The sequence below is a fragment of the Methylorubrum extorquens genome, from assembly GCF_024169925.1.
Lineage (GTDB): Bacteria > Pseudomonadota > Alphaproteobacteria > Rhizobiales > Beijerinckiaceae > Methylobacterium > Methylobacterium extorquens_A.
Genome location: NZ_JALJXF010000001.1, coordinates 72,194 through 89,272 on the forward strand (window position 1 = coordinate 72,194; position 17,079 = coordinate 89,272).

General features: G+C 68.3%; 21 protein-coding genes. 14 read left to right on the top strand and 7 right to left on the bottom strand.

Going from position 1 to position 17,079, the window contains the following annotated elements; genetic code table 11:
- Positions 1-527 precede the first annotated feature (527 nt).
- On the top strand, positions 528-1,274 hold the full coding sequence (locus J2W78_RS00370) for a YebC/PmpR family DNA-binding transcriptional regulator (RefSeq protein WP_253367032.1): 747 nt from the start codon (positions 528-530) through the stop codon (positions 1,272-1,274).
- Between the two features lie 177 nt (positions 1,275-1,451).
- Positions 1,452-2,357, top strand: coding sequence for a lipase/acyltransferase domain-containing protein (locus J2W78_RS00375; protein WP_253367038.1), 906 nt, complete (start codon positions 1,452-1,454; stop codon positions 2,355-2,357).
- Positions 2,358-2,473: 116 nt separating this feature from the next.
- Here the strand turns inward: J2W78_RS00375 and J2W78_RS00380 are convergent, their stop codons facing one another.
- Both J2W78_RS00380 and J2W78_RS00385 read right to left on the bottom strand, forming a co-directional pair.
- The gene (locus tag J2W78_RS00380; protein ID WP_253367039.1) at positions 2,474-3,334 is read right to left on the bottom strand and encodes a phosphoribulokinase; all 861 of its coding nucleotides are present in this window, start codon (positions 3,332-3,334) and stop codon (positions 2,474-2,476) included.
- 31 nt (positions 3,335-3,365) lie between these two features.
- A complete protein-coding gene (locus J2W78_RS00385; protein WP_253367041.1) occupies positions 3,366-4,412 on the bottom strand; it encodes a class 1 fructose-bisphosphatase in 1,047 nt (348 codons plus the stop codon).
- Positions 4,413-4,618: 206 nt separating this feature from the next.
- Here J2W78_RS00385 and J2W78_RS00390 point away from each other — a divergent pair, with 206 nt between their 5' ends.
- Positions 4,619-5,605 carry a LysR family transcriptional regulator gene (locus J2W78_RS00390; RefSeq protein ID WP_253367043.1) on the top strand — a complete coding sequence of 329 codons (987 nt, stop codon included), beginning with the start codon at positions 4,619-4,621 and terminating at the stop codon, positions 5,603-5,605.
- On the top strand, positions 5,602-6,855 hold the full coding sequence (locus J2W78_RS00395) for an NAD(P)/FAD-dependent oxidoreductase (RefSeq protein ID WP_253367045.1): 1,254 nt from the start codon (positions 5,602-5,604) through the stop codon (positions 6,853-6,855). The genes J2W78_RS00390 and J2W78_RS00395 overlap by 4 nt, the downstream gene beginning before the upstream one ends.
- Before the next feature lie 9 nt (positions 6,856-6,864).
- On the opposite strand, the gene J2W78_RS00400 is transcribed toward J2W78_RS00395, so the two are convergent.
- Positions 6,865-7,143 (bottom strand): helix-turn-helix domain-containing protein, encoded by a 279-nt coding sequence (locus J2W78_RS00400; RefSeq protein WP_253373932.1) that lies wholly within the window; start codon positions 7,141-7,143, stop codon positions 6,865-6,867.
- Between the two features lie 444 nt (positions 7,144-7,587).
- On the opposite strand from J2W78_RS00400, the gene J2W78_RS00405 reads away from it, so the two are divergent.
- From J2W78_RS00405 to J2W78_RS00430, 6 genes are all read left to right on the top strand, one after another.
- Positions 7,588-8,091: an META domain-containing protein gene (locus J2W78_RS00405; RefSeq protein ID WP_253367047.1), complete on the top strand. Its 504-nt coding sequence runs from the start codon at positions 7,588-7,590 to the stop codon at positions 8,089-8,091.
- A gap of 178 nt (positions 8,092-8,269) precedes the next feature.
- Positions 8,270-8,446, top strand: a complete 177-nt coding sequence (locus tag J2W78_RS00410; RefSeq protein ID WP_253367048.1) for a hypothetical protein — start codon at positions 8,270-8,272, stop codon at positions 8,444-8,446.
- 356 nt (positions 8,447-8,802) lie between these two features.
- Positions 8,803-9,783 (top strand): cysteine synthase A, encoded by a 981-nt coding sequence (cysK, locus tag J2W78_RS00415; protein WP_253367050.1) that lies wholly within the window; start codon positions 8,803-8,805, stop codon positions 9,781-9,783.
- Between the two features lie 91 nt (positions 9,784-9,874).
- Positions 9,875-10,267, top strand: a complete 393-nt coding sequence (locus tag J2W78_RS00420; protein WP_253367051.1) for a hypothetical protein — start codon at positions 9,875-9,877, stop codon at positions 10,265-10,267.
- Positions 10,257-10,583 (top strand): hypothetical protein, encoded by a 327-nt coding sequence (locus tag J2W78_RS00425; RefSeq protein WP_253367052.1) that lies wholly within the window; start codon positions 10,257-10,259, stop codon positions 10,581-10,583. The genes J2W78_RS00420 and J2W78_RS00425 overlap by 11 nt, the downstream gene beginning before the upstream one ends.
- Positions 10,584-10,725: 142 nt before the next feature.
- Complete coding sequence (locus J2W78_RS00430) at positions 10,726-10,890, top strand: hypothetical protein (RefSeq protein ID WP_253367053.1); 165 nt, start codon at positions 10,726-10,728, stop codon at positions 10,888-10,890.
- Positions 10,891-10,917: 27 nt separating this feature from the next.
- Here the strand turns inward: J2W78_RS00430 and hmpA are convergent, their stop codons facing one another.
- A complete protein-coding gene (hmpA, locus tag J2W78_RS00435) occupies positions 10,918-12,162 on the bottom strand; it encodes an NO-inducible flavohemoprotein (RefSeq protein ID WP_253367054.1) in 1,245 nt (414 codons plus the stop codon).
- A gap of 94 nt (positions 12,163-12,256) precedes the next feature.
- On the opposite strand from hmpA, the gene J2W78_RS00440 reads away from it, so the two are divergent.
- A complete protein-coding gene (locus tag J2W78_RS00440) occupies positions 12,257-12,730 on the top strand; it encodes an Rrf2 family transcriptional regulator (RefSeq protein WP_253367055.1) in 474 nt (157 codons plus the stop codon).
- Between the two features lie 13 nt (positions 12,731-12,743).
- On the opposite strand, the gene J2W78_RS00445 is transcribed toward J2W78_RS00440, so the two are convergent.
- Positions 12,744-14,117 carry a PleD family two-component system response regulator gene (locus tag J2W78_RS00445; protein WP_253367059.1) on the bottom strand — a complete coding sequence of 458 codons (1,374 nt, stop codon included), beginning with the start codon at positions 14,115-14,117 and terminating at the stop codon, positions 12,744-12,746.
- A 55-nt stretch (positions 14,118-14,172) separates the two neighbouring features.
- A complete protein-coding gene (locus J2W78_RS00450; protein WP_003599942.1) occupies positions 14,173-14,553 on the bottom strand; it encodes a response regulator in 381 nt (126 codons plus the stop codon).
- Between the two features lie 77 nt (positions 14,554-14,630).
- On the opposite strand from J2W78_RS00450, the gene J2W78_RS00455 reads away from it, so the two are divergent.
- Positions 14,631-14,927 carry a DUF3572 domain-containing protein gene (locus tag J2W78_RS00455; protein WP_003599943.1) on the top strand — a complete coding sequence of 99 codons (297 nt, stop codon included), beginning with the start codon at positions 14,631-14,633 and terminating at the stop codon, positions 14,925-14,927.
- Between the two features lie 118 nt (positions 14,928-15,045).
- On the opposite strand, the gene ruvA is transcribed toward J2W78_RS00455, so the two are convergent.
- A complete protein-coding gene (gene ruvA, locus J2W78_RS00460) occupies positions 15,046-15,672 on the bottom strand; it encodes a Holliday junction branch migration protein RuvA (RefSeq protein WP_060768689.1) in 627 nt (208 codons plus the stop codon).
- An 86-nt stretch (positions 15,673-15,758) separates the two neighbouring features.
- Between ruvA and J2W78_RS00465 the strand changes: the two genes are divergently transcribed.
- Both J2W78_RS00465 and ruvC read left to right on the top strand, forming a co-directional pair.
- Positions 15,759-16,400: a YceI family protein gene (locus J2W78_RS00465; protein ID WP_253367061.1), complete on the top strand. Its 642-nt coding sequence runs from the start codon at positions 15,759-15,761 to the stop codon at positions 16,398-16,400.
- A 91-nt stretch (positions 16,401-16,491) separates the two neighbouring features.
- The gene (ruvC, locus tag J2W78_RS00470) at positions 16,492-17,061 is read left to right on the top strand and encodes a crossover junction endodeoxyribonuclease RuvC (protein WP_253367063.1); all 570 of its coding nucleotides are present in this window, start codon (positions 16,492-16,494) and stop codon (positions 17,059-17,061) included.
- Positions 17,062-17,079 lie beyond the last annotated feature (18 nt).

A 17,079-nucleotide genomic window follows, 5' to 3' on the forward strand; every position in this document is an offset into this window, starting at 1 on the left:
GAGCGACGATGGGCGCGCTTCAATGCGTTCTTAGAGCTTCCGCTCCTTTTGACCCTTAGCCGGACGCGGAAACAGCATTGCCCCAGCCAGCGCGCCGATGAGGGCGGCGAGGCCTAGGCGCCACCGCTTGCCCTGTGTGCCGGCCGTCCCCGTTTCGGTCGTCGGCATCGGATCGTCCTACGCAAGACCTTGAGGAGGGGGCGTCTTTGCCCCCGACGTGATCATCCCCGCCGCGAGCCCGGCCACGGACGCCTCCGGAGGAATTCGCCTTCACGGAAACGCTCGGGCGGCATCTCGGTGCCCGGTCGATCGGCTGTATCCTCGCGGTCGCGGTGGGGGAGGGGGGCGCGTTTTGGATCGGGCGTCCGGCCACGAGGACGATCGAACCCGAGCCGTCACCGCCCCGCGTTGCCTCGGAGTGCTCGCGCGGCCTATAAGCGGAGCCCCCGATACATCCCGCGCGGCGTCGAGGATTCTTCGTTCGTGAAGGAGCCCTCCGCCCGCACGAACGAGAAGACGATCCCGCCATGGCCGGGCATTCCCAGTTCAAGAACATCATGCACCGCAAGGGCCGCGTCGATGCGGTCCGCTCGAAGGTGTTCAGCAAGCTCGCCCGCGAAATCACGGTGGCGGCCAAGCTCGGCACGCCGGACCCCTCGATGAATCCGCGCCTGCGGGCGGCCATCCTCGCGGCCCGGGCGGAAAACATGCCCAAGGACAACATCGAGCGCGCCGTCAAGAAGGCCGTGGGCGGGGACGGCGAGAACTACGAGGAGATCCGCTACGAGGGCTACGGCCCCGGCGGCGCCGCGCTGATTGTCGAGGCGCAGACCGACAACCGCAACCGCACCGCCTCCGACGTGCGCTCGGCCTTCACCAAGTCCGGCGGCAGTCTCGCCGAGACCGGCGCCGTCGCCTTCATGTTCGACCGTGTCGGCGTCATCGCCTTTGCGCCGGACGTGGCCGACGCCGACACGATGCTGGAGGCTGCGATCGAGGCCGGCGCCGACGATGTGCGTTCGGATGGCGAGGGCCACGAAGTCATCTGCGCTCAGGACGCCTACGGCGACGTGTCGAAGGCGCTGGAAGGCCGCTTCGGCGAGCCGCGCCGGACCGGCCTGATCTGGAAGGCGCAGAACACCATCGACGTCGATGACGAGACCGGTGAGAAGCTGATCCGCCTCGTCGAGGTGATCGAGGATCAGGACGACGTGCAGAACGTCTACGTCAACTTCGCGCTGTCCGAAGCGCTGGTGGAGAAGATGGGCGCGTAAGCCGACCCCTACGCTTTCCTGAGGCTCGCGCCTCTCCGTTGACGGCGGGGAGATATCCGAGCACGGAACCATGCTGCCGATTTGTCGCGCGGAACCGCTGTGGGCCGCGCGCTATATGCCCTGCGATGCCGGCGCTGCGCCGGCAATCAACACTCGCATGGCCTCCCTCTTCGACCGATGCACGACCGCCCGCTTATCCTCGGCATCCACGGCCTCGCCAACAAGCCGCCGAAGGAAGAGAAGCAGGCATGGTGGGCCGAGGCGATCCGTGAGGGGCTCCGGCGCAACCTCGGTGAGGACCGGCGGGACCTCTCCTTTGAGTTCGTCTACTGGGCCGACCTGCGCTACGACGCGCCGCTCTCCGAGGACAGCAACCGGGAGCCCTATTACCGGGCCAGGGGGCGGGGGCCGTTCCCGAGCGTCGACGGCGCCTGCGCCCCGACCCTGACCGACCGGCTCTACCGCATCGTCGAGTGGGCGCAGGAGAAGACCGGACGCCTCGTCCTCGACGATTTCATCATCGAGCACCGGCTCGACGATCTATGGGGCTACTACGAGGATGCCGCGTTCCGCGAGGCGGCGCGCGAACGCTTGCGGTTGGCGCTGGAGCACCATGCCGGCCGGCCCCTGCTGCTCGCTGCCCATTCCATGGGGTCGCTGATCGCCTACGACGTGCTGCGGCAGCTCGAACGCGACGGGCGCTGTCCGCGGATCGACCACTTCGTCACCATGGGCGCGCCCCTCGGGCTCACCGAGATCAAGCATCGCCTCGCCGACGAGCACGGGGGCCTGCGCGTGCCCTACGCCGTGGCCCGGTGGAGCAATCTCGGTGACCGCGAGGACGTGGCGACCGTCGGCACGACGTTGGCCGAGGCCTATGCCCCGAACGTATCGGGCGTGGGCGTGATCGATCGACCCGTGCGCAACACCTATCGCCGCCCGCGCGGCGGCGTGAACCACCACAAGTCCTACGGCTACCTGCGTACGCCGGAATTCTCGGAGGCTGTGGCGGCGTTTCTCGATAGGGAGGCGGCGGTCGAGCGTGAAGATGTCAGAGCTCCAACCGATACCGTTTCCGGCTGATCACTTTGATCAGGGCTGGGTGTCCCCCGCTCCCTGCCCGGTGGGGAGAGGCAGGTCGCCGGCCAGCCGAGCGGATCACCCGGAAACCATTCAAAGTCTCGCGAAGACGGCCGACCTTACGCCAGCCGCCGCCGCCGCTCCACGAGTTGCATGATGATCGGTGTGAGGATGAGCTGCATCGCCAGATCGAGCTTGCCGCCGGGGATGACGATGGAATTGGCCCGGCTCATGAAACTGTCGTGGATCATCGAGACGAGGTAGGAGAAATCGATCCCCTTCGGATCCTTGAAGCGGATCACGACCAGCGATTCGTCGGCGGTCGGAATCCAGCGGGCGATGAAGGGGTTCGAGGTGTCCACCGTCGGCACCCGCTGGAAGTTGATGTCCGTCCACGAGAATTGCGGGCAGATGGTCTGCACGTAATCCGGCATCCGCCGCAGGATCACGTCGGTGACGGCATCCGTCGAGTAGCCCCGCGTCGAGCGGTCCCGGTGCAGCTTCTGAATCCATTCGAGGTTGATCACTGGCACCACCCCGATCTTGAGATCGGGATAGCGGGCGAGATCGACGTTCTGATCGACCACGCAGCCGTGCAGGCCTTCGTAGAACAGCAGGTCCGAGCCGGGCTGGAACGGCTCCCAGGGCGTGAAGGCGCCGACGGGCACGCCGTAGCGCGCGGCATCCGCATCGTCGTGGGCGTAGTGCCGGGTGCGGCCCGTGCCGGATTCGCTGTAGCTCCGGAACACCTCCTCCAGCTCGGGCAGGAGGTTGGCGCGGGGCGCGAAGTGGCTCAGCGTCGGCTCGCGCGCCATCATCGCCCGCATGGTGTCGCGGTCATGCGCGTGGAAGCCGTCGCCCTCGATGTAGACGGCGCTGACATCCTCCCGGCGGAAGATCTGCTCGAACGTGTTGCGGACGGAGGTGGTCCCGGCCCCTGAGGAGCCGGTGACCGAGATGATGGGATGACGCGCCGACATGGGCTTTGATGATGTTGGAGGCGCCGAGAGGTCAGCTGCGCATCAGGCCGCGCTGGCCGAACAGGGGTGAGCGGCCGGCGCTGGGCTGGCGGCCGTCATAGTACTTGGCCACGCACTCGACCTCCTCGGTGGAGCCGAACACGAGCGGCGAGCGCTCGTGGATCTTGGCGGCGACCCGCTCGAGGATGCGGCCCTGGCCGTCGGTGGCGGCGCCGCCCGCCTGCTCGATGAGGAAGGCGATGGGGGCGGTCTCGTAGAGGAGGCGCAAGCGCCCTTGCGCGTAGCCCTTCCGGTTGTCACCCGGATACAGGAACACGCCGCCGCGAATCAGAACCCGCTGCGCGTCCGCCACCAGGGCGGCGGTCCAGCGCATGTTGAAGTCGCGGTCGCGCGGGCCTTCCGTGCCGCGCAGGCAATCCTCGATGAAGGACTTCACCGGCCCGTCCCAATGGCGGACGTTCGAGGCGTTGATCGCGTACTCGTTCGCGCTGGGCACGATCTTCATCGCGTCGTGCGTGAGGCGGAAGACCTTGTCCGTCCGGTCGAGGGTGAAGATGCGGGTGCCGTTGCCGAGCGTGACCACGAAGGTCGTGGCCGGGCCGTAGACGACGAAGCCGGCGGCTGTCTGGGTGGTGCCGGGCGTGAGGAACGAGGCGTTCACGTCCGCACCCGGCGTCACCGGGCGGATGCCGAAGATGGTGCCGACCACCATGCCGACGCCGATGTTGGACGAGCCGTCGAGCGGATCGATCGCGACGGCCAGCGGCGCATCGGCCTTCAGCGTCACCACGTCCTCGGCTTCCTCCGAGGCGACCTGCGCCACGGGGGCTTCTTCGAGCGCCTGCATGAAGCGCTTGTGGGCGATCACGTCGAGCGCCTTCTGCACGTCGCCGTCGCTGTTGTGCTCGCCCTGGGCGGCGAGGTCGCCGGCGAGCGAGCCGCGGCCCACGGTCTCGCTCACGTCGATCGCGGCGGCGGCCAGCGCCCGGATCGTGGCGGCGGTGTCGGCCAGCGAAGGGTCCCGCGCGACTTCGGCGTTGAGATGATCGTCGAGGGATGACCCGTAGGGCTTCGTCATCGTTCTGAGGCTCGCTCCCGTCGAAGCCGCGCTTAACATAAGGTCCTGCGCGGCGTCCTTATCGGCCATGCGCGCGCGGAGGCGTGCAAGTCCATCTGCCGCTATGATACGCTGTGGCGAGGCGGCAGCGCCAGACGGCACGAGACGGCTGTCGAAAGATTTCTAAAAAAACTTGTGGTGCCCCGCAAAAAAACTAAAAACGTGGCATGCGCAATCTCTCGCTCAAGCAGCTTCAGGCGGTCGCCGCGGTCGCACGGCTCGGCACCATGACGCGGGCCGCGCAGGAGCTGAACGTCACCTCCGCCGCGCTCTACGCCCGCATCCGCCAACTCGAGGAGGAGGCGGGCCTCCTCCTGTTCGACCGCACGCCGACCGGCCTCAAGCCGACCGATGCCGGCCGCGAGATGCTGTGGGCGATCAACAGCATCAACACCGTTCTGGAAACCTGCACCGACCGCTTGCGCACCCTGAAGGGCGGCGGCGGCGGCCGGGTCGGCCTCGGGGTCGTTTCCACCGCGAAGTATTTCGCGCCGCTCGTCATCGCCGGCTTCATGGAAAGCCACCCGAAGGTCGAGATCTCGCTCACCGTCGGCAACCGGCAGGACACGATCGAGGCCTTGCGCAACTACGAGATCGATTTCGCGATCATGGGCCGCCCGCCGCGGGACTTCGCCATCGAGGCGGAGACCTTCGGCCCTCATCCCCTGGTGCTGATCGCCGCCCCCGACCACCCGATGGCCGGGCGGCGCGGCCTGACCAGGGCGGATCTGGCGGAAGAGTCCTTCCTCGTGCGCGAAGAGGGCTCGGGCACACGCTCGGTGTTCGAGGAGTTCATGAGCGGCGTGATGATCCGTCGGGCCAAGCTCGGGATCGATTCCGGCTCGAACGAGACGCTGAAGCAGGCGGTGATGGCCGGGCTCGGCATCGCGCTCCTGTCCGGCCACTCGGTGGCGGCGGAGGTGGCGAGCGGGCGCCTCGTCCTGCTCGATGTGGAGGGTCTGCCGATCCGCCGCGACTGGTACGTCGTGCGTCGCGCCGACAAGGTGCTCGGTCCGGCCTCCGACGCGTTCTGGGACTATCTCGCGCAGGAGGGGCGCCGCTTCCTGCCGAGCATTCCCGGCGATTTCTTTCCGGACGAACCAGCTGCGGCCCCGCTCAAGGCGGTTCGTAGCCCGGCCGAGGCGGGCGAATGAGCGGGCCGATGGAGACGATCGTCATCGTCGGGGCGGGGCAGGCCGGCTTCCAAGCCGCCGCCTCGCTGCGGGAGGCGGGGTTTTCCGGGCGCCTGACCCTGGTCGGCGAGGAGGCCGCGCTCCCCTATCAGCGCCCGCCGCTCTCGAAGGCCTATCTCGCCGGCAAGACCGATGCCCGCGGTTTGCTGCTGCGGCAGGAGAGCTTTTTCGCCGAGCACCGCATCGATCACCTTCCCGGAACGCGGGTGACGGCGATCGACCGCACTGGGCGCAGTGTCCGGCTCTCGGACGGCGAGGAACTGTCTTACGACCACCTCATCCTGGCGACGGGCACCCGCAACCGGGCGCTGCCAGTGCCGGGTGCCGATCTCGCGGGGGTACGCCAACTCCGCTCCCTCGGCGATGCCGACGCTCTGCGGAACGCGATCGAGGGCATCCACCGGATCGTCGTGGTGGGGGCTGGCTTCATCGGCCTCGAATTCGCGGCGGTCTGCGCGGCGCGCGGCCTCTCCGTCACGGTGATCGAGGCGGCCGAGCGGGTGATGGCGCGGGCGGTCTCGCCCGAGACCTCGGCGGCGTTCCGCGCCTTCCACGAGGAGGCCGGCGTCACGTTCCTGTTCGGGACGGGCGTCACAGCCATCGAGGGCGAGGAGGAGGGAAAGGGGGGACGGGTCGCGGCCGTCCGTACCGCCGACGGGCAGAGCCTGCCCGCCGACCTCGTGCTCGTCGGCATCGGCGTGGTGCCGAACCAGGAACTTGCGGCGGAAGCCGGCCTCACCGTGCGCGACGGCATCGAGATCGACGCCTTCCTGGCGACGCACGATCCGGCGGTGTCGGCGATCGGCGATTGCGTGCGCTTCCCAAGCCGCTTCGCGGCCGGAATGCCCGGCGGCGACCGGGTGCGGATCGAGTCGGTGCAGAACGCCGTCGATCAGGGTCGCTGCCTCGCCGCGCGGCTCACCGGCCGGCCCGCCGCCTACGACGCGGTGCCGTGGTTCTGGAGCGACCAGGGGCCGCGCAAGCTCCAGATCGCCGGGCTCGCCACGCCGGGGGATGCGAGCGTCCTGCGCCGCACCGGCGCCGGCTTCTCGGTATTCCGCTTCCGCGAGCACGGGCTCAGCGCCGTCGAATCGGTGGATCGCCCCGCCGACCACATGGCGGCCCGCCGCCTGCTGGCCTCGGGCAAGACGCTGACGCCGGAGCAGGCCGCCGATCCGGGCTTCGACCTCAAGGCCCTGGCCACCGCCTGAGCATTCGCCTCAGCGATCGTTCTCGGTGGTGAGCTGATCGAGCCGCGTGCCCTCGTCGCCGCCCCGCTGCTGCTCGGAGAGCCGCACGCCCGGCGTCGCGCCGTTGGTGAAGACGACGCCGCCCTGCATCAGGGCGCTGCGCAGAGCCTCGACCTGGCCGGAGGCGGGATCGCCCGTGCCGGCCTCGAACCCCTTGATGAAACCTTCGTCCAGTCCCGAACGGCGGGCGAGGTCCGTCTCGGACCATCCCAGCAGGCCGCGGGCACCCCGGCACTGGGCCGCGTTCATCGTGGTGGGCGAGGCCCCGCTCGACGCGCCTTCATCCGATCCCGTCAAACCGCTCTCCTCGATCCTTGGCAGATGCTGCCCCGCGCCACGGGGCACGGGATCGTTCAACCGCGCGAGCGGCCGGTTCGTTTCGGCGAAGCTTGTGAGAAACGGCGTTTCGCGCGCATCCGAAGACTCGTCGGGCGAGGATTCTTGCCGCACAAGGTTCGCGGCGCATTGAAACGGACGGGATCGCCGCTGAACCGGGGCTCAGGCCGGTCTCGACCATAATTGTGCTTGAATCTGTGCCGATTCCCCCTAGCGCCCAGGACCGGCTGCCGAGAGGGAGCGCGGCCCGAAGGATACGGAGCACGCGCCGGCTCGGCCCACGCGTCGGGCGAAGAGCCGAGCCGCTGGCCGAGGGGGCTCCGGGGTGAAGCAGTCGAGCAGACAGGGGGCTGAACGATGAACAGGATGCTGACCGCCGCGCTGGCCTGCGCGGTTGCCGCGGGCGCGCTCGTGGCCGTGCCGGCTACGGCGCAAATGGGCATGGGCGGCAATTCGTCCGGTTTCGGTGCGGGCAAGCAGCCCGAGAAGAAGCCGCAATACGTCCCCGGCGCGAAGCCGACGGAGAAGATGTTTCCCCTCGGCTCGATGTGGACCGCCGTCAGCATGAACGGCAAGCCGTTCACCGGTGCCGACCGCCCGAGCTTCATCATCGACGCGCAGTACCGGGCGCGCGGCTATGGCGGCTGCAACACCTTCACCGCCACCGCCTTCCCCCTGCGCGAGCAGCACCTCGCTGTCGGCCCCTTGGCCCTCACCAAGAAGACCTGCGACAAGGCGCTGGCGGCCTCCGAGCAGGCCTTCCTCGTCGCCTTGCGTACGGCGGGCAAGTGGGACCTCGACGGTTCGCAACTCGTGATCCGCAGCCAGAACGGCGAGCTTCGGTTCGATCGGGCCCTGTAGGCGCCCCCTTCTCGAACACCGCGCCGGTTCCTCGGTCGAGCCGGCGCGCGATCGTTTTAAGTCCCCGTTGACGACGATTCGCGGACGGGCGTCTGGATTCATCCTCCGTCAGTCTCCCGGGCCGTTTCCTCGCGCTCCCCGGTCGCGCTCCGCGCGGCCGCTCAGGCGGAGAGACGGAATGCGGATCGGCCGGGTTCACCAGCGCGTCGTCCCGAAGGTGCGGCCCGCGGCCCTCCACGCGGCGCGTTACGACTTCGTCCACGCCCACCACGAGGGTGCGGCGACCCTGGCGGCCCTCGCCACCAGTTCGGGAATCGGCATCCTGATCCTCGCCACCCGCTTCCTCGTCGCCTGAATCGCGATCTCGGACCGTAACCGGCCCGTCGATTTGGAGTGACTGAGATGACAATACTGTCGTCTGGCGGGCAAAGAGGAAAATAAAATTCTCTGCTAAAGCTCAGCCGTGCGCAGTCCGTGTAAAGACTGGTATCTGCCCGGCGGGAAGCTCGACGGAGCTTGCGAAATCGGTTACGCGTCGCGGCAGTGGCCCTCGCTTCGGCGGGAGCGCTAAGTTTCTGGTTTCGCATCGGCTTTGTCCCCCTGGCGGTCGTCTTCTCTCAGACCGATGTGAAAGCCTTTCATGTTGGCGCGCGCTCCTGCACCGGGCCGGTGGCCGTTGCGGCGCGGGAGCGCTCAGGGAGCGGACAGACGATGACAGACACCTCGACCCCGGACACCGTGCGCAAGCCCGGACACGGCCGCGTCTACGGCTCGATCACCGAGACCATCGGCAACACCCCGCTCGTGCGCCTCAACCGGCTCACCAAGGAGCGCGGCGTCGATGCCGAGATCCTGCTCAAGCTCGAGTTCTTCAACCCGATCTCGAGCGTGAAGGACCGCATCGGCGTCAACATGATCGACGCGCTGGAAGCCTCCGGCCGGCTCAAGCCCGGCGGCACGCTGGTCGAGCCGACCTCGGGCAACACCGGCATCGCGCTGGCCTTCGTCGCCGCCGCCCGCGGCTACCGCCTGATCCTCGTCATGCCGGAGACGATGTCGGTGGAGCGGCGCAAGATGCTCGCCTTCCTCGGTGCGCAGCTCGAACTCACGCCGGGCGCGCAGGGCATGAAGGGTGCGATCGGCCGCGCCGAAGAGCTGCTGCGCGAGATCGACGGTGCGGTGATGCCGCAGCAATTCTCGAATCCGGCCAACCCGGAGATCCACCGCAAGACCACGGCGGAAGAGATCTGGAACGACACCCACGGCCAGCTCGACGCGTTCGTGGCGGGTGTCGGCACCGGCGGGACGGTGACCGGCGTCGGCGAAGTGCTCAAGCCGCGTCTGCCGGGCCTCAAGGTGTTCGCGGTGGAGCCGGTTGACAGCCCCGTGATCTCCGGCGGCCAGCCCGGCCCCCACAAGATCCAGGGCATCGGCGCCGGCTTCATCCCCGACAACCTGCATACCGACATCCTCGACGGCGTGCTCAAGGTGACGAACCAGCAGGCGATCGACACCGCCCGCGACCTCGCCAAGTTCGAAGGCATCCCCGGCGGCATCTCGACCGGCGGCAACGTCGCGGCGGCGCTGGAGCTGGCGGGCCGCCCCGAGTTCCAGGGCAAGCGCATCGTCACCATCGCCTGCTCGTTCGCCGAGCGCTACATCTCCTCGGTGCTGTTCGAGGGCATCGGCTGACACGCGTCGTGCGGTGCGGGTCTGCGACGGACCCGCACCGCAACTCCTCCGGTCCCGGATGGTTGTCCCGGTCAGATCAGGAGGACGAAAAATGACGGAGACTTCCCCCGACCGGCCGTCGCTGAAGGCGTTCGACGCCTATGCCGATCGCAACGGCCAGGATTTCGGTACCGACTCGCCCCTCGACAGAGGCGTGCCCCCGCGGACTCAAGGCGACCTGAAGAGCAACCCCGACGGGACAGCCGAGACGGCGCGCATCGCCTCCGGCACGGACCACCACAGCCAGGACGCTGTGGACCAGACCGAGGCCGAGACGCCCGCGGAAAATCTGCGCCGGATCTCCGATCCGTCCTCCCGCTCCGAGCCCGACGCGACGGCCCAGGAAGCGATCGAGCGCGCCACAGCCGCCGTCGGCCAGGAAGAGCCGCCACGCCATGGAGAGCATCATGGCGAGCGTGATGGGGGAGGCCGTGATGGGAAATGAGAACCGGCCCGACGAAGATCTGAGCAATACCGGCACCCGCAAGCCCAACGAGGCGGTCGGCTCACGCGGCCCCCATCCAGCGGGCGGCGGCCACCAGACCGCAGAGCAGGCGGCGATCACCGGGCAGGGCTCCGGTGGGCGCTCCGATGCCGAGCGGCGCGGTGAATGGAGCGAGGGCCAAGACAGTGGAGGGGCCGGGCACACGCCGCCCGCGATCGGCGGTTCGTCCGGCGGCCATTCCGACCGTAAGGCATCGGCCGGTCCACGCGAGGGTGAGCCTGTCGCGGGTGAGCCCGACCGGGCCAAGCATTCCTGAGCCGCTTCGGCCTAGAGCATCGTCCCGGATATCGGATCCGGGACGATGCTCTAGGTTCTTGTCTTGACATCGTCTTTTCCGAAAGCCGGTGGCCACCTTTCGGGACGATGCTCTAGAGTCTTACTCCTCAAGGAACTCGACGATGGACAAGCAGAACGGCGACGACCGCGAGACGGATCGGGAGCACCGGGACGGGCACAAGCCCGCCAACAGCGCCCCCGACGCGGTCAAGGATCCCAACGAGAAGACTGACGGCAAGCCCGGTGCGCCGGCACAGGGCGACGAGACCGATCCGGGAGCGGGTTGACCGCGCGTAGGGCGCGGCCGTCCCACCTCAGGCGGCCTGCCGGGGTGCCTCGTCCAACAGTTCGTCGGCGGGGCCGAAGAACTCGAACCGGACCCGCTCCGCCGGGACGCCGGCACGGGCCAGCCCGTTCGCCAGCGCCGCCAGGAAGGACTTGGGCCCGCACAGATAGTAGGTCGCCCGCTCCGAGGGCGTGTTCGCGACGAGCCAATCGGCCGTGATCAACCCCTCGCTGTCGAAATCCTCGCCGGGCCGGTCTTGCGGCTCCGGCTCCGCGTAGAAAGCATGGGCCGACAGGGCCGCTCGGTTCGCGACGAGACTGCGCACATGGGCGCCCATGGCATGAACCCGTCCGTTCAGGGCACCGTGGACGAACCAGGCCGGGCGCTCGGGCACCTCTGCTGCGATGCTCTCCAGCATGCTGACCATCGGGGTCAGGCCGACGCCGCCGCTGACTAGAACTACCGGCTCGGCGCTCGCCCGGTCGAGGAAGAAGTCGCCCGCGGGGGCGGCGACCTTCAGCACGGTTCCGACCTGAGCTTGCGCGTGCAGCCAGTTCGAGACGAGGCCGGCCGGATGCGCCGTCGCGGCCTCGCGCTTGACGGTGATGCGGTAGGCGCGTGCGTTCGGTGCGCAGGAGATCGAGTAGTTCCGCTTCAATACACCCCGACCCGGCAGGTCGAGGAGGAAGCCGAGATACTGTCCCGGCTCGTGGCGCAGCACCGGGCCACCGTCGGCGGGAACCAGCACGAACGAGCGGATCGTCTCGCTTTCCGGGGTGACGCTCTCGACCACGAAGTCGCGCCAGCCGTTCCATCCACCGGCCCTGGTCGCCTGATCCCGGTAGATCGTCGCCTCCCGGCCGATCAGCAGTTCCGCCAGGAACCAGTACGCCTCGCCCCAAGCCGTGATGATCTCAGGTGTGGCCGCCTCGCCGAGCACATCGCGGATCGCTGCGAGCAGGGCGTCGGCGACGTGGGGATAGTGCTCCGGCAGGATGTTGAGCGCGACATGCTTCTGGGCGATGCGCTCCACCGCGCCCGTCAACACGCCGAGGTTGTCGATGTTGCGGGCATAGGCCAGAACAGCGAGGGCGAGCGCCTTGGGCTGCGAGCCGGTCTCGCCGTGGTGCGACTGGTTGAAGAGATCGCGGATCTCTGAGTTCTCGAACAGGCGCTCATACATGCGCCGGGTGATGGCGAGCCCGTGCGTTTCGAGAGCCGGGACGGTGGCTTTGACGGTGGCGACGGTTTGGGGCGAGAGCGGTGCGGGCATCGTCGGATCCAAAGATTCATTCGACATGAATCTTTTGTCGCGGCTCTCGGAAAGATGCAAGTGAAATGTACCTTATAGGTCGCTCGGACCCGCCATGCGCCTGACCCGCTACACCGACTACGCCCTGCGCACCCTGATCTATGTCGGCCTGCGCGAGCCAAAGCAGAGTTCGATCGCGGAGATCGCGCGCGCCTATGGGATCTCGGAGAGCCACCTTACCAAGGTGGTGCATCAGCTCGGGCGGCTCGGGCTGATCCAGACGATCCGGGGGCGGGGCGGCGGCTTGCGCCTCGCCAAGCCACCGAGGGAGATCGTCGTCGGCGCCGTCGTCCGCGCGACGGAGGACGATCTCGCGCTGGTCGAGTGCTTTTCCGCAGGGTCTTGCGCCATCACCGCGCCCTGTCGCCTGCGGCGGGCGCTGGGTGAGGCGCTGGCCGCCTTCCTGGCGGTTCTCGACCGCTACACCCTCGCCGACCTTCTGGGCGGCGCGGAGGGTGACGAGATCGCGCGGCTGCTCGGCTTGTCCCCATCCGCCGCCGGCCCGGTGGAGGCGCCGGCTCCCGAGTGAGGTTGCGCCGGCGCTACGCCGCCGCCGCCTCGACCCGGTTCCGGCCGAAGGACTTGGCGCGGTAGAGCGCGGTGTCGGCACGCTTGAGCAGGTCGGCCGGACCCGTATCGGTCGCCCGCCGCACGGAGACGCCGACCGAGACGGTCACGCCGATGTCGCGCGTCCCGCCGTCGATGGTGAAGGGCGTCGCCTCGATCCGGTGGCGGATGCGCTCGGCGATGGCGCGGGCATCGGGCAGTTCGGCGCCGGGCACCACCATCACGATCTCCTCACCGCCGTAGCGGGCGAGGATATCCATCGGCCGCACATACTGGCGGATGCGCTCGGCAAAGGCGCGCAGCACCTCGTCGCCGGCCTCGTGGCCATAGGTGTCGTTGATCAGCTTGAAGCGGTCGATGTCGAGGAGCAGGCAGGCAAGGCCCTTCTGCTGCAGGGCCGCCTCGCCGAAGACCGGCCCGAGATGGCGGTCGAGGTAGCGCCGGTTGTGCAGGCCGGTCAGGTCGTCGGTGATCGCCAGTTCCATCGAGGCGTGGAGGGCGCCGCGCAGCGTCTCGGAAAAACGGCGGCGCCGCACCTGCGTGCGCACGCGCGCGATCAGCTCGTTCCGGTCGACCGGACGCAGCAGGTAGTCGTTGACGCCGAATTCGAGGCCGCGGGTGATCCGCGCCTTTTCGTGCATCTCGCCGAGCATGATGAGCGCCATGCTGCGGGTCCGCTCCAGCGAGCGGAGCTGGCTGCACAGGCGCAAGCCATCGAAGCCTTCGAGATCGAGGCTCACCAGGGCGAGGTCGAAGCCGCCTTCCGGCGCCCGCACCAGGGCGCGGTGCGGGTCGGTCTCCACGGTGACCTGATGATGCTGAGCGAGCGCCGTGCCGATGCGGTCGATGGCGCTCGCCCGGTCCTCGACGAGGAGAATGCGCGCACCCTCGCCGGTATCGGCCGCAGCGAGAACCAGGGGATCGGGGCCGCCGATCTCGCGCGTCTCCAGGGCGCGCGAGCGCAGCTCGTCCGTCACCGCCTTCAGCCGCACGAGGCTGCGCACCCGCGTCATCAGCGCGGTGTCGTCGATGGGCTTGGTCAGGAAATCGTCGGCGCCCGCATCCAGACCCCGCAGCCGGTCGGCGGGCTGATCGAGGGCGGTGACGATCACCACCGGCAGGTGGGCGGTGGCGGGGTTGGACTTGAGCCGGCGGCAGACCTCGAAGCCATCCATGCCCGGCATCATCACGTCGAGGAGAACGACATCGCATTCGCCCTTCTCGCAAATGGCCAGGGCGTCTGGCCCATTCATCGCCACGACCACGTCGAAATACTCGAGAGACAGCTTCGTCTCGAGCAGCCGGACGTTGGGGTAGAGATCATCCACGATCAGGACGCGAGCGGACATCTTTCCTCCGAGGCGCGGCCTTCACGACCGCGACGGCGTTCAGTCCGAAGAGGTCTCAGGGAGCGCCGTCATCGCCAATGTACCGACGGACCGTTGCCAAAAACTTCGCAACCGAGATCGGTTTGGACAAATATGCCTCGCATCCGCCTTCACGAATGCGTTCCTCGTCGCCTTTCATTGCAAAAGCGGTGATGGCGATCACGGGAATGTTACGAAGGTCGTCGTCGTCCTTGAGCCACTTTGTCACCTCCAGGCCCGAGACTTCGGGAAGCTGGATGTCCATGAGGATCAAGTCTGGGTGGTGCGCGCGCGCGAGTTCAATCGCCTCGATACCGTTGGCGGTTTTGAGGGTCGCGTAGCCATGCGCCTCCAGCAGATCGTTGAAGAGCTTCATGTTCAGCTCGTTGTCTTCAACGATGAGAACGGTTTTCTTCATGACCTGCTCCGGCGCGGTCGCGATGGCGTTCCAACCCGTGGCCCGGCCCTCTTACTCTCTTAAACTGCTACTCGTTGATGAAACGCAAACTTGATCATAGTGATGGCCCGAGCGAGCGTCTCGCGGTCGAGGTGCTCGGATGGCTCGCCGCCGACGAGGACCGGTTGTTCCGGTTCATCGCCGCCAGCGGCCTGGAGCCCGGAACGCTGCGCGAAAGCATGCATGACCCCGGCTTTCTCGGCGCCGTACTCGACCACGTCATGAGCGACGAACCGTCGCTTCTCGCCTGCGCCGAGGCGCTGGAGGTGAAGCCGGAGCGGATCGCCTCCGCGTGGCAGCGCCTTCAGCCGCCGCCTTTCGACGAGGGCGGTTGAGGCGTTTTCGTCCAGGCTAGAGCATCATCCCGAAAGGTGGCTTCCGGCTTTCGGAAAAAAATGATGTAAAAACAAAATGTTAGAGCGTCGTCCTGGATCCGATATCCAGGACGACGCTCTATCGAGCCAGCTCCCGCAGCCCGAGCCGGATCAGGGTCTTGGCCTCCACCGTTCCGGCCTCCTCGCCGAGGCCCTTCAGGGCGGCGGCGATGGCGGCCGAGGCCTGGATCTGGGCGTAGCCGAGATTGACCAGGGCCGAGATCGCGTCCGCGACCGGTTGCGGCGCGGTCCTGTCCTCGACGGCGCCGGTCAGGGCGATGAGCGCCGGATCGATGGGACTGAAGGCGGGCGCCTTGTCCTTCAGCTCGGCGACGAGACGAGCCGCAAGCCGCGGGCCGACGCCGGGGGCGCGGGCCACGGCGCCCTTGTCGCCGGTGGCGATGGCGGTGGCGAGCTGGGCCGGCTCCAGCACCGAGAGCACGCCGAGCGCCACGCGGGTGCCGACCCCCTGCACCGTCTGGAGCAGGCGGAACCATTCCCGCTCGGCATCGACGCGGAAACCGTAGAGGCGGATCATGTCCTCACGCACATGCGTCTCGATGGCCAGATCCGTCGCCTCGCCGGGCTTGGGCAGGCGCTGCAGGGTCCGGGCGGAGCAGTGGACGACGTAGCCGACGCCGTTCACGTCGAGGATGACGAAATCCTCTCCGTAGGAATCGACGATTCCCTTGAGCTTGCCGATCATGTGAACCGTCGATCCTCGAAGGGTCCGTTGCCGCGCTTGGCCTAAGGCCATATCCGTCGTGGCGGCACAACCGACAAGGTGACCGCATGAAGCGCACGCTCGCCCTCGCCGCCCTCCTGCTGGCGGGTTTCGCTCTCGCCGCGCCCGGCTTTTCGCACGCACAGGAGGCCGCCCAGGGAACGGCACCCGCCCTGACCAAGGATCCGGGGCAGGTGAAGGCCGGGCGCTACCGGCTCGATCCGGCGCACGGCAAGATCACGTGGTCGATCAGCCACCTCGGCTTCTCAACCTATTACGGCCAGTTCACGGAGGTGTCCGGCGACCTCGTCCTCGATCCCGCAGCGCCGGCCAAGAGCAGCCTTTCCGTCAAGATCGGCACCGGCAGCGGCAACGGGCTCAACGACCGGCTCAACGCGCACCTGAAGACGCCGGATTTCCTTGACGTCGAGAAGTTTCCCGAGGCGACCTTCGTCAGCACGTCGGTCGAGCCGACGAGCCCGACCACGGCGCGCGTCAACGGCACCCTGACCCTGCGCGGCGTCTCGAAGCCGGTCTCGTTCGATGCCACCTTCAACCAGGCGGGCGTCAACCCGGTCGATAAGCTCTACTCGGTCGGCTTCGACGGCTGGGCGGTGATCAAGCGCTCCGAGTTCGGCGTGAACGCCTTCCTGCCGCTGCTCGGCGATGAGGTGTCCCTCCGGCTGGAGGGCGAGTTCAAGCTCCAGTAAGCCGGGGCGCGGCGGGCCAGCCGCGTTTGCGGCAACGCTTCGTTCACGATATGTGCCGTACCGGATCGATGCTCTGAAGGAGGCCGAGGCCATGACCACGGACGTCCGCATCCTCGGCATCGATCCCGGCCTGCGCCGCACCGGCTGGGGCCTGATCACGGCGCGGGGCAGCAAGCTGTCCTACCTCGCCTGCGGCGTCGTCACGTCCGACGGTGACCTGCCGCTGGCCCTGCGCCTGCGCGAGCTGCACGAGGGCCTGACCCGCATCGTCACGACCCACGCGCCCGACGAGGTCTCGGTGGAGGAGACCTTCGTCAACAAGGACGCGCAGGCCACGCTCAAGCTCGGCCATGCCCGCGCCGTGGCGCTGCTGGTGCCCGCGCTCGCCGGCCTGCCGGTGGCGGAATATGCCGCCAACCTCGTGAAGAAAACCGTGGCCGGGAACGGCCATGCGGAGAAGGTTCAGATCCAGGCGATGGTGAAGTTCCTGCTGCCGAAGGCCGAGTTCAAGGTCGCCGACGCGGCCGACGCGCTCGCCATCGCCATCACCCATGCCAGCCACCGCGGCGCCATCGCCCTCGACCGCCGCCACGCCGTGGCCGCGGGCGGGGGACCGGGCGCGGCCCGGATCGCCGCGGCGCTGGCGCGGCTCGACCGCTGAGGCCGACCGGCACCGATC